At 34.8% G+C, this 14841-nt stretch carries 3 protein-coding genes; all 3 read left to right on the top strand.

Features of this window, described 5'->3' with window-relative positions; genetic code table 11:
• Positions 1 to 13: 13 nt before the first annotated feature.
• The 3 genes from HBA_RS01110 (at position 14) to HBA_RS03570 (ending at position 12971) form a co-directional block, all read left to right on the top strand.
• The gene (locus tag HBA_RS01110; RefSeq protein ID WP_097032217.1) at positions 14 to 406 is read left to right on the top strand and encodes a DNA polymerase III subunit psi; all 393 of its coding nucleotides are present in this window, start codon (positions 14 to 16) and stop codon (positions 404 to 406) included.
• Between the two features lie 8025 nt (positions 407 to 8431).
• A complete protein-coding gene (locus HBA_RS01100; protein WP_097032215.1) occupies positions 8432 to 9655 on the top strand; it encodes a phosphopentomutase in 1224 nt (407 codons plus the stop codon).
• Between the two features lie 3193 nt (positions 9656 to 12848).
• Entirely contained in the window at positions 12849 to 12971 is a 123-nt protein-coding gene (locus HBA_RS03570; protein WP_457920932.1) for a hypothetical protein, read from the top strand.
• The last annotated feature ends 1870 nt before the right edge of the window (positions 12972 to 14841 follow it).

Here is a 14841-nt window from a genome sequence, read left to right as displayed (position 1 = left end):
GACAGGATAGACCATGGAGACAAAATACGATTACTTCTTAAAACAACTCGGCATTACTCAATGGACGCTCCGTCGGCCAGAGGTACTTCATGGAGCATTCGCAGTAAAATTGCCAAAGCATATTCGTTTATTACTAGTCGGCAATCCGGCACCGGCGGTAGATCATCGTCTGGTGGCAGATGTAGCGCACAGCATGAAATTAAAGACGACGCAGCTTTACGGAATGACACCCGAGCAGGTAATGTCATTGTCAGACAGCGTTCGTTGCCATTGCTGGTGGTTCGGTTTGTCCGCTCTGCGTGATTTTCATAAAATATCTTTACATACTCCACCACTGGCAGCGCTTTTAGGGGATGCTAATGCCAAGCGAGAGCTATGGCTCCGTATCAGTAATATTGTTTTCTAACAATATTTAAGTTCACAGAACATAGCAAATTAAATAAGACGACCCCAACCCCCGTGGGGTACTAAAAATTTTGATAATCACAAACTAATATTCTTTTAATCTTAAGCTAAGCGTATGCAATTGCATTACATCATGGTTTGCACTATCAAATGTACAGTGCTAGCTGGGCATCCCTATTTTATCGGGGTCGTGCTCGCTTTTAGAAACAAAAAGCAGTTGAGAACATTATAGAATAACTTCATGAAATCAACTAATAAGTTATTCATATTACTGGCTCTGTAAGAAACATTAATAACCTGCTTTACTCTTAGTATTTTTAATACTGCTATTTTGACTAAAATTTAAATAGATTATAAATTATGATCGAATAGCCTCTGGCAACATATTATTTTAATTTAGTTTAAAGGCAGTATTACTTATACCTATTTATTGTCGAATCTTGTACCTATAAAAAGCTTTTATTATGGATAAATACAGCAAAAGGAAACCAATTTATGCAGCTGGCAAAGAGAGAATAATAAGTAATCGTTAGAAAATATGAAATATAATTCAATCAATTCACTATTAAATATTTCGTAAAGATAGGCGGTCAGCAGAAGCTGCTATGTTATTGCACTCGGAATGTTGAAAGTATTTTCACACAAAACGCAATAAAGCTGCATTACTAAAAGACTATAACTGCAACCACTAATATTAAAAATATTTTTTCTTGTATCTGATAAAAATTGTGAATTATGATAGTTACTTATTATGTAGTATATACCGTTGAAAGCAAAAATGTGGCAAGATTACTGATGAGTACAATAAATACCCAGATGCTACATAGGTCAGGCTTGCTTAAATGAAACAAATACCGTTACTAGGTAACTGTAAAATAACTAACACGACCACTAATATGTTAAAATTATCTAAATTATTTTTTAAAACGCTAAAATAATTAATTGCATGGCTGTAGAAGGTTTTGGTTATGCTGGAAGGAAATCTTTATTAACTGATAAAACAAAAAGCATCGCCATGGCAGCACCCGTGGTATGTTACCACACCAAGTCACAAGCACAGAGTAAAAGTTACTTTCGGTGACTAAATGTATACTTAAATCTATATATTATTTAGCGCAAAATTACGAAATTAGAATCGTTTATCCGATTTAAAATGCGGCACTAAAATTAGAAAAATAAAATAACTAAACCTGCTGCATGGATCTCTCGCCACACATAATTAAAACAGTCTGTAACTATATTGACACTAATTAGATAAATCTTCATTGCTCAATATCGCGGTTTATTCTTAATTTTAGCAGCAGACATTGTCTCTATAGTAGAGAGATACCAAACAATGGTGACAGCAATCACGTTGAATAATATACAAGGATTTAATAAAGTCTAACACTAGAGTCTTATTACTACTATTCGTTGCCAATACGGTGTAGCCCCTTCCGTAATTATGGCATTTATTCAGTAGCTACTCTTAGGTACAGAGGCATCAATGCCTACCGACATGATCTATAGAATTTATGACCAGAAATGATATATAGACTAGACTTACCATATTAAAATCATAACTTAAAAAGTTACCATGAAGAATAAGTTCCAAGCTGACCAAATGGAAGCACTGTTCATTTAAATTATGATAACAACTATGACGCTGGCAAAAAGATACTAGTTGAAAAATACTACTGTGTATACAAAAATGTAAATCATTAATGCTGTTAAGGTCAGTAGTATAAACCAATACGCGAAATTCAAAACGAGATAGCAATAGAAAACAGCACAGTATATACTATGACCACATACGTAATACAATTCTATTATAACTAGAGAATAGTAAATTTCCTTTATATTTTAGGTTATTAAGATTTTCCCAATGATACCTATAGCACCTATTGATTGCAGTAGACTGCTGCTTAATGATAATTAATACAGCCAACACATTGAAGATCAAATACGCAAGATGATATGGCAGTCACCCTCTACGCGCAACGCCGATTCTGATCTTTATGAATAAAATAGTTCTCCATATATGCAATTCAATAAAATCACTTGATAAAGCAGAAAGAAAATGGCGTATTGCCTACTTAACCAAGTACTTATTCTATTGAATGCGGTAAGTTACTAACTAGTATTATCATCTGGCTAAAGATAAAACCTATCTTCATCACAGAGTAACCGCCAGGACCATAACTTTCATGTTGTTAGGGTATTAAATGGGGTTTAATACTCCAAAATAGTGCACAAACTACGCATTTTCCATGCATTTTATAACTAGTCTTCCTAAAAGATGGCCAGCTGTCGCCATTATTTTTATTGCCCTTTTAGACAACTTTGGCATCAATTAGATACTGAATGGTTTGGTAGTTGGTGAGCCACCACTCATATAGCGTCAGACTAATATTTGGGTAGAGAGCACCGCAGAAAAGTGCGCCGGCTTTTTGTTCAAGATCCAGGATAAATATATACGCTGCACCAAAACCCGAGTATCGTTTTCCGCGTCGTATCGGGTCGATACAAAAACAATATTAAAATACATTAGTTACATTTTAAAAAGAATACGTTAGCAGAACAAATACTCTGAACTTTACGGCGGGTGTTCACTATGCTTTGCTATAAGTACGGAACAACTTAGATCGGCGATAACTTCTTTAAGCTAAGTAGTTTAAATTTACCCGAATTATAAATTTCGCGCTAGCATTATTCTACCGTATCAACCTATACAATTAACTCAAGCAAAAGCAATCAGTTAATAATTAATGCAACTCTCGGAAAGAGGATCGTGCAAATTTTTGCCAGCTAACCTATAAAAATATTATTTTCGAAGTAGTCGGTATGCTGAAGTTTGATGTGGTCGGGGCACAACTAAAGAGCTAATACAAAGTTTAATAATTATATAAGCCGGTAAATTTTTTTCACTGCTCGGCAAAGCCGGATGCAATGAAGGTAAAAAAAAGATGAAAATTAAGAGCAATCTTAACACTATCAAGTGTTAATAACCTATTGTATATAGCACAAACTTAAACTTGACTAGGAAGCTATGTACAAATTTTCAGTTTCATAAAAAAACGCGAACATTAATTCTGTTTGTCACTACGTGACCGAGCAAGAGGAAAAGTTCCATGTTTGCATATTTTGTTAAAATAACTAACCTGTAAGAGCCGTCATTGTTTTATTGACGACAGGGCTCTCATATAGAGACGCATATTGCGACTGTGACAGTTTCCAGATAACACCAAAAATCTAGTCATAATCTGAATTATCACATCCTATCCTTGATGCAGTAATATCTGATTCATGCATGCGATTCGCATTCAATCCTTTTACATATATTTGTGGAATGAGTAACCAAAAACTGAGTTTCAATTTGGGAAATAAAATACATATTAACTTTTTATAACTTACCTAATGTAAGTAAGCATTACTTGCTGAATTTAAACGCAAACCTAAAGCTAGTACATCGAAGTAATGTACATTGATGAAGATGCGTAAGGGGGTAAAGACACGAATGTCAGCATTCATAGCATCAGTCGTTGAGTAAAGCAACTACTGTCTTAGGTAATACTGAAAACGTCACCAATATTACTATTACCCCTTAAAATATAATTTAAGATTATTAAAGGAAGCGCAATTTCTTAATATTAAATTAAATATTTAAAACTATATACAGTAATTAATGTAAAATACACTCAACAGTTCTCAGCAATTAAAAGAATTAGAGAGAAATAATAAATTGCATCTCTATACTAGATTTTGATGTTTTTCGCAGCCGCTGCAACCAAAAAATTACCAGATTAATTTATTTAATACTAGCACATTATTAACCTTAGTCTGATAAAAAATCTTCTGAGTTGATAGCGGCGGGCTCATAAATACAAACATATAGCTCTTATGACATTTAATATCTCATCTGATATATCCATATGTTCATGGTAATACCAGCCACAACTAAATTTGATACGACGAAGATACTGACTTCTAAATAAAATGCTCAGCTTCATTTAACAATGAAGCTGTATTTATTTTCCCGCTTATCAAGAGACTAAGCGATGCAGATTTTACTAAGGAGATCTCAGCACTAATCGTTAACAGAGTTTATATAACTTGGTAGTCTCGTGGTCGGCCTTAATAGTATGGTGGGGGAACTTGTATACATAAAGTTAATAAGTAATCCGCTATATTAGCGGTAAATATTTTCTAACACTATAAATTTCAAGTAGAAACTTAGAGTTGATTGTTATCAATACAGAGATGCATAAGGATTACAAACTCACATAGGTAAAATAAATATCAATACAATTACTGCAAATATTATTTATCTTATTGGTAAGTTTAAAGAAGGAATAAAATAAACGGATTAACTACAGCAACCGTGAATATCACTCTTCACTTTTTATTAAGTTATTACAACAATTATAATGCACAGAAATTAATTAATTGTTAAATACTAGATTAATTTATCTGATTTGTGATACACAACAACTACTGTACTTGTAAAGTACAGTTAAGATATTGTTAATAACAATAAACAAAATATCAATAGCAATGTTGCACGATCTTTGATCAGATATCTGAATAAATTAAGTGATGTGGCAAACGTAACCACAATAAAAGATACCACCATTACACAGTGCACTAAATTAGCAATAAATACTACGAGACAGAAAATCAATAAATTAATTAAATCAACTTTAGGTATATGTTAAGCAACAACTCTATGATCGCACAAACAACAGCATACTCGTCGAATATGCTTCCATTAATAACAACTATATTTTGTAAAATACTTAATGTATCGTTACAATAAGTAGTTTATCACAAAATATAACCATAAAAACTGCCTCTCCTGATAGTAATGCAAAAACGTGAATTATTTAGCTAAAAGTCATAAATCAAAATAATCATAACACGTTAGTTAAAAGCTATATGCTAGCGCATTATGCGATAATAAGTGATGTGAAGCACAATTATTGGCGAATAAAATATACCGCAACTGATGGTTAATCGTGTAATTATTAATCGCATATTACAATTGAGCGATAACGTTAGCAATAGCTCAAATAATCCATGTAAAAACATTAAAAAAACGATGGAGAGAGTGAAGAATATTAAAATGCTCTGACGTCCTACGGACAGTAATTCCGATTAAAAGATAATTGCATTTATTCAGCGATTAAAGAGTAAATAATTAATGTAGTTACAAGAAGGAAATAACTTCTCTTCCTTAAATAAATATTTAGTTTTTTACTCAAGGGATGAAAACCACGTCATAAATTAATACAGATTTTGTGTATTATCTTGATTGCGGCTGTATTTGAGCATAGTAACTGAACAGATACGACTGCTCGTTAGCTAAATATTATTTGGTATCTGCATCAATTTCTTTATTGGTTAGCATGCTTATCTACCGTCGTAATAGGTTCGTTCTAGTCGATGTTTAAACTTTAAATAGTCACCGTTATATCTGGAAAAGCATGCTAAAAGGTAATTTCTAGGGGTCCTTCTGAAAAAGTACATCGTAATTGGTAGATTGTAAAAAAAAACTACAAAGATAGTGCTTGTAGGCAAAGAAGGATTGGCAGCAACTTGTTTGCTTAGATTGCAAAATCTATGATTACTAATCCGGCTTTTATCAAAATGATAGCAAGGAAGTTAAAGCATAATCTATGCTAGCCAACTAACTTAGACTATGATGCATTAACAAAGTTGCCTATTTAACCCTACCGGTATACCATGGTAGCATCAATTTTCTTTGTTCTGAACGGCAATTAACCGTAGTTATTAAACTTCTCTTACCCCAAGCAATCATACTTCTTGCCGTAGTGTATTATTATAATCATGCGTAAACTAGAGTTAGAAAAACCTTATAGTTTTTTTAACCATACCAAATTCTTGTCATACATACAAAAACTTAACAAACTATTGCGGACTATCACCATTTCGCGTGCAAAATAGTGCATGCTTAGGCCGTAGCCATAAGCAGGAAAAGTTATTTTAATAATTTAGATCTTATCTCATTGACGACATTGCTATTAATTACTTCTGCACCAGTCAGAACCGTGAATGATTTAACTGTCTACAACATTATTATTCGATTTATATCGAAAGCTGACACCGGAGATTGTTGAGGAACTTAATCACTACACTTATCAAAATAAGTTGTATTTATGCAGGCTGTGCCAAGCCAAATAATTTCCTAATCATTTAATTTACTAGATGCCGTAGGCGCAGTAGCAGGGGATATACATGAACACTGAGGAAAAGGTAATATCTAATGCACCAGAAGAAGAAAACTAATTAGTCCCATAAAGAAAATAAACAAGCTCACTGGTGGCTAGGCTACACGCTGGTAGCATTATTTATGCATAAACACGCGGTAATACAGCATCTTATTTTGATCAACCATGAGAAATAGTGAAAAGTATAATACGGGGAAAGCAGGATACTCTTCTAAAACAGGATAATAACGGGTCAAAAGAACTTTAATGTCTACAGTTTCCATGGTTGAGAGATTGTTAGTGATTTATGTAAACAAGCCCATGAGCCTACTTTTGTTACAAGTGCACAGTCTCGTCTGTTACTGTTATCTATTTACTAATGTTGACCCACAGAGCGAATAGATAAATTAAAGAACTTAATCCATTAATTAACACTATAATACTTAGTGCACACTGCTCCTCATAGATCTGGCTACCTCGAATAATTACTATACTGATTACCAGATGAAAGATTTTGATGAGGCCAAGCCCAAAATGTTGTGTAACATACAGCAACGATTTGTTTTATAACACAATTTGTATGATAACCGTGACTAATATTTCTTTAAAAGAAAAACTTTGTGTTAAATTCTGCGCTAGCAGAAAGCTACTTAATATCGTGTATAGCCCAAATAGGCTATATATTATTGTCTGCTATCGTACACAAAGTTATCACAAGCAACGAGCAAATGAGTCTATACATAATGAACAGACACATTTCCTGTGCTACATTTTACTAGCCATACTAAAGTAATCATTCTGCCAGTTGATACTAATCAACGTCCTCCCAGCTAAGAATGCCCCGACATTGTGTTAAAAATTCTAGCTGACGCTAGAACTATCAATTAAGCAAGATTAAAAAACTAAAATGATGTGTCCGTGTCAAACCACCTATTTTACTGAACAGGGTAAATGGTTTATCTCATCCTTAAAAAGGATAGCATCATGCGAGATGGTTCAGACAGAGCCTATCATTTATATTTTGGCTATTTAAGTCTATTAGACCATAGATGGATCATGTTAGGATCCAGAATTACAAAACTGCCGTAAAAAGTTCCTCAAACTTTGCAGTCTACCACCACTATAACAATAAAGCTATATATTTTGGACTTAGAACTTAGTTTTACCTTACGAGGGAAGATACAGTATTTAGAAAAAAGAAACATCCTTAAACAGAAGGTTAGATAGCCGAAAGCGTAACGTAAATTTAATTTCCGTTAGTGGGGTACGAAAAAATACTAGCTCAAAAGACAAATTTTATACGCTAGCACCGATCATTTTTTTACAATATAAACCTGCATAAGCACACGGGGAACTAATACTTGCGATGCAAGATTTAGGTCATAAGCATTACTAGCGTCGAGAAAAGTTAAGCCGTAGGCAGTAGTATATAATACTAGCACTACTGGTGTGTTAACCCGATTATTAGTCAAACTAATGAAGCTGCTCCCCGCAAATAAATGCATCTACGCTACTCCTTAATATTAGAAATAGTGAATTAGATTTAGCTAATAAACAACTTTTACTGAGGCGAAACAACTTACGAACGAAGCTATATTTATTAGTTGATCAACGCGTCAAGGTAAGCGATAGCACTGGTGAACAAGATATTTTTGGAGGTTTTCCCCAGGGGCCAGGTTTATCCGCCGCCATGGCCGTTATATCTACCAGGAACATTATTAGACGTAAGCTCGCTGTGTCGTAACGTAACCACCCCATTCAAAAAACACGGCGGAAGCTTAGAGGCTAAAAAAGCATTTAGTCGTAAAAGGAGAACCATTATGCAACGCGCATTTATCATAGTCTTGGATTCATTGGGTATCGGTGGCGCTGAGGATGCCGACAAATTCGGCGATCGCGGGTCTGATACCCTGGGGCATATTGCTACATACTGTGAACGTGGTGCAGCAAATCACAAGCGAAGCGGACCATTGAAGATTCCTCATCTAACAAGTCTAGGATTAGCTAAAGCTGCTGAACAATCTACTGGCCGTTCCCCCCCAGGATTAAATAAACAAGCTGAAATCATTGGCGCATACGCCTATGCCAGCGAGATTAGTTCCGGTAAAGATACGCAATCGGGACATTGGGAAATAGCGGGCGTGCCAGTGTTGTTCAATTGGGGCTATTTTCCGAAAAAAGAAAACAGCTTTCCGCAAGTGTTGCTTAAAGAACTGGTCACCCGTGCGGACTTAACGGGCTTTCTTGGTAACTGCCACGCTTCAGGAACGATTATTATCGATCAATTTGGAGAAGAACATATGCACACCGGAAAGCCAATTTTTTACACATCGACAGATTCGGTATTTCAAGTAGCCTGCCATGAAGAAACTTTCGGACTGAAACGTTTATATTATTTATGCAATATAGCCCGTGAGATTCTTATTGACGGTGGTTACAACATAGGCCGCGTTATCGCCCGGCCCTTCATCGGCGCGAAAGCCGGACGATTTGAGCGAACCGGAAATCGATACGATTTGTCGATGCTGCCGACCTCCGACACCGTCTTGCAAAAACTGGTAGAAGAAAAGCAAGGGACAGTAGTATCGGTAGGAAAAATTGCCGATATTTATGCCCAGGTAGGCATAAGTAAAAAGGTGAGGGCTACCGGCTTTGATGCTTTATTCGAAGCAACGGTGCAGGAAATGAACGCGGCAAGAGATAATACTCTGGTGTTCACCAATTTTGTTGACTTTGATTCTAATTACGGTCACAGGCGAGATGTTATCGGTTACGCGACGGCGCTAGAGCTATTTGACTACCGTCTGCCAGAGCTAATGTCGCAAGTAAAAAATAATGATGTATTGATTATTACTGCTGATCACGGATGTGATCCGACTTGGCACGGAACCGATCATACACGGGAACATGTGCCGGTGCTGATCTACGGACCTAAAGTAAATCCAGGTTTTTACGGTCATCGAACAACTTTCGCCGATATTAGTCAAACAGTGGCGCGTTATTTTGGCTTATCGGCAATGAATTATGGCGAAGCCATAATGTAGATCGTGCTAGGCAAACAATCAGGAATGTAACATGTTGCAAACACTTTTTTTTGATGCAAGGCATTTTAACCAGGTAAGTGGTATACTAGGCTATAGTAGCAATTATACTATAAAATAAAAAACACATAAAATAGGCATCCTGTACCTGATCAATGTATGATAAAAACTAATTACCGATTTTGACGTGAAATAAATTATTCGCGTAAGATGTTTTAGTGCGATCAGAAACGACATGAATATAAGGGATATTGTTTATCAGCATGAGCTCCAATAATAAGTTAACAATAAACCGCATACGCTTTAATGATCACAATTTTGCTGTCATCACCAATTTTCGTATAACGCACAGTGCGAAATATACAGCTCAAACCACCAGAATCCTGGCATAACTAAACAATATTTTCTCCACTGATCTTGTTCTTATACCATCAATCAGCAGATTTTTGACATACTTAGAAAATTAAGTATGGAGGTAGAAATACAACAATCGAGTTATATAATGTGGCTGGGAGAATTTAACACAAGCGCTGACAAATTGCACTGTTTGCAATTATGTTGTAAACGGAAAAGCCTTAAGTGCAGCAGATCACTAAACAATGTCCAACAAACATAAGTGCAGTCATGATATGGTCTGTATTATTGAGCGACGTGCGCTCAATCCGCGCCTACGACCATCCCCTGAGATAATGCCTTTCCATTATGGAACCACTACCAGGATATGTAAGTTACAAGACAATGCATGTGTATAACCTATTGATACAAATAGCGAAAGATAGCAGAATTGAACGCAATAAGTTAGTCATATAATTTATTCATTGAGGTTTCTTCTCTAACACGTAGTTAGAAAGCATCACATGTATTAAATTGACCTGATTCTTATATGTGATTATTCACAACTTTAATAATTAAAGAAGCTATACGCCCACTGTATTGACTTACGCCATACAGTATAATGTAAACGGCTGATATTTTAGTTCGATTGGACCATACAACTACCGTACATATTATATGTTATAAATATCGGCATAACACTCCGGCTATTACCCTTTAGACGATTCAGAAAAGATTGTATAACCGCATTATTATAGGCATGTTTGGTCATTATTGCTGATCCCAATTGATTATTAGTAATAATCCGTATACACATTAGCGTATCTGATACGTATTTCAATCGCACCGCGCAGTCACCTTATACTCAAGATAAGGTAAGCCACGTCCCAGAATACAATAACTAAAATAAAGAAGCCGATCAACACTATAAATGTGTGGTATATATAAAATATAAATGTAAGGAAAGATACAAATCTCTTTCTTTTTTAAACCCTAATCTTGCAAAAATAGGCGGTCATAAAATCAATTATTACGCGTTGCTAACAACAACTAGTTATTAATTCACAGAAATAAAAATTTTAATAATATGATTTACTGTAAGATGCCCAAGGAAACTACAGTATAACCCTGATTGTCTTTTTAATGAAGAATCGATAAGATCGATTCCATGCAATTATTAAACAAGTTATACCGTTTCCTTATGTACTAAATTTTTTTTGGATCAACAAAGCTTGTTTTAATATTAGTGCGCACAATGAGGCTAATTTATACAAATTAGCCTTAAATATCGTCCCTGCAGTCACACCCCAGTGTTGTACACATTGGCACTGCTTGATTATAAGGAGGCCATGTTCTCTACATTGATGCATATGAGCACATGGATTCAATCGCTAAATTGACGAGTGTTAAAGCACAGATAGCAAACGTCCACAATTAACAGCCATGGCACAGACAAATAGATTGCGCCATCATTCCTCTCACGATGTCGTTAACATCAAAAATCTAATTCCGATATTCTTCGGAGGGTGCAAGAGGATTCATAACTTATGTTTAACCTAACCCAATTGACAAAATTACAAAACCTTAATGAGTATGTCGCAATGATCTCTAATAACTTATATTTTCACCTAATTTAGGGGTGACAAACTGTATTTGAGTTTTATAACCGCTAAAAGCACTGAAGATTTGCAATAATTCCTAGGGTTTTATGTATCAAGCTTGGACAAACCATTCAGAGAATAATGCGCATGTTTACAATCATATAGCTTCTAGCGCTAACAAAACAAAAGGGTGTAGCAACCTCAACGCCGGTGGTATAAAAATCTACGTCACGTGGCCAGCGCTAACCCGCCAAAAAAAAATATTTTAATGTGTTGGTACAAAGAAAACACCAAACAAATTTCCTGATCGCTTAGCAAAAGAACTACGCTCGACGAGCATCAACTTAATTCAGATAAGTATACATGGTAGTTGCGCAGCGAAAGCTGCGCATACGGTGCTATAGTGCGTGCGGTAAATTCGCCACCTATCTTTACTCTCTTGCTAACAACTAAAACATAATGATGATTATATTCAGTTAAATGCCACCCAAACTGCTTATTGGCTAGGGGAAGGATAAAAAGTGCTTGAGTATTGTATAGATTCTTCATTATATTAAACGTCAATTATCATTTACTGTATGCCCATCAAGTAATAAGAACAGGTTTGACGTATGACATGAACTTAGCACGTTCGCGGCTGTATAACTCATCTACGTAAATTTCTTAATCAATGTCTTTGACATTGAATAACTAACATAATACAGTAATTTTAACTTATTGATAAATATCAATATTAAATTGATCGATAAAACTATCTTTACAGGGTTGTATTTTTATTTATATTGCTAAGAAACTGATTTACCGATATCTACTGTACGTTGTTTAACGTAAAGTAATACTGCAGTTATCACGATAACAATCGTAACCAACTAAATTGATCAGCACGTTAGAAACTAAAGTGCTGACATTCTTTTTTGGTAAAATAAAACAATTAAATAAGGAAAATAGCTCCATGGAGATTTCAAATCGTGAAAATCTAGATGATAACTTTGTCTGTGCTGGCTGAGAAAAATATTTTATAGGTTTGATAAGGTAAACTCGCCATCAACAAAATTGATGTTAGCTATCAAGAAATTTTAATCAAATGGATATTCATGACGTACTTGCTCTCACCTAGAGTTACTATTCGTTATAGCTTTCTATAGCTAAACAACTATATTTACAGATCTCTTAGAAAATTCAAGATCAAGTCAATTACTTTATTTAGGTTAATCAGACATGGACCCCAACATGTTAACGAACCGATAATATCCAGGATTGATATGTCTATAACTTTCAGGGCACTGTCACTATTTGAGCTCAGCCATTTTCACGTTTTTTACGTGAAATATGACACCAGCAACGAAGAAGAGGACAGTGGCAGAGATATCTGGTTAAACAAATAAGGTAAACAATAAAATATTAATATGAGCCTGAGTAATAATTCTATCGCAGTTACTGGACAGAATTTTCCACTTAATAGAAATGCATCAACAATTTTACAGAATCACCCTAAGTATTGATATATTTCTCACTCACAGCATGAACTCAACCAATTTTACTAGTCAGGTGATAGAAACAAATGTAACATATAAACTTTCCCACGCAACATCGTTACCAATGTTGCACACTACAATTTCCTGGGTATAATACAGGTACGCAATACCGAGTTAGGTTGTAGTAAATGATAATCATTTACCCAAAGAAATACAACATGATGTATTAAAACATAAAATAATTAATGTATCAAGTACATCACACGGGTAACCAGTCGCAATCGGATATAATAGGAACAGCTATCGCTATTTTAAGTTTTGCAACAATAATTGCACTTAATATTACAGATTATGAGCACCGACAATTTGTGTGTTATCTTAAAAGCTTAATTTATATTGCCCGGCTCTCAAAAGTTTCGTAAAAAGATCAACTATGAAAACTTAGCCAGAGTTACATCTTGGTTATTATATGGTTTCAGTTAAGAGAACACTTGAAATAATATGCGTTAATCGATGCCACGTTATCCTGATCTGATTACTGCCAAGCACCACACAGATGCGTCATCTGTATGTTAAACCGCAACCAGTTAAGCAATATGTCACATTCAGAAATAAATATAGCTTAATACACGTTTATTCTAATAACTTATCTGTTACACCTTAGATTTTTATTCTTAAAATATTCTAATTAACATCGTTAACAATATGAGCCCCGACATAGCCAATAGTTTATCGCTTGAAAACAATAGCTGACATCGCATATCCTCATTATTAATGCCTAGCATGGTTAAAAATATTAGCTTTAAACTTAGTATCGCAACTATTACCCGAAGATTTAATGGGTCTGTAATCCGCTCCTGCCGAATTTAAAACAGCATACTACAATGCAATATTTTATAAATACGTCTGTTTAGTTCCACGGATTATGAACACGGTGTGATTCCTTAAGTATCTAGTTATAAAAAAATGACAAGAGTAAATAACTTTGTGTTGTGCAAACTGATGTACGTTAGGCAACCTTCCATTAACACCACTAATGATGATATTAATGGGACGAATCTCCGTAATACCGTTTTATTATGCTATTATAAGACTATTTATCTTGTCATTTTATTATTATATTCAAATGTTATCAAGTAACATTAAATTGTTAGGGCACAATTTAACTCGTAGGTTTGTATTATCTTTAACGTCATCCTCTATACCGACCTACAAGTCTTTCTTAGGTTAACCTGAAGGGGGACTGCCAAAAACTAGATTACGGGAGTCCCCTGCTAGCATGATGATCGCTTAACAGTTAGGGTAAAAACAAATGCCAACATCAAAGTTCGCATTCAGCAATTATCCGAACCAGACGGTTCACAACAAGCATTCTAAATAATCTTGATCATGTACGGTTGTAGGCAACAGTAATTATATTTAATGTAGTGTTTGTTACCTCTCGTTTTTCACTTTTTTTAATAAAAAGTCTGTTGCGGATTTATATTGTTACTTATGGGAATAAGTAAATGAAGTACGTTATATTGCAAACATTATTATTTCTAATTGCGGCGGCGCAATGACGATAATGTAAAATATTGTCTAGTCATCTTTATTCCCTAGATAATAACGTGTATGATCTATACTATCAAGGGTCATGGGTATCTATTTGTTATTCTTGAAATATTATTTTCTTAGAGATTTCATAGCTGGAAATTAATTTTCAAAATTAGCACAAAAGTTGCTAAACCGCTCCACATAAGAAGCTAGGTATAATCTAGCTTGAGTTCCCCTAGTTTGG

It is taken from the genome of Sodalis endosymbiont of Henestaris halophilus (assembly GCF_900161835.1).
GTDB lineage: Bacteria > Pseudomonadota > Gammaproteobacteria > Enterobacterales > Enterobacteriaceae.
This window is presented reverse-complemented; position numbering and strand designations above follow the sequence as displayed.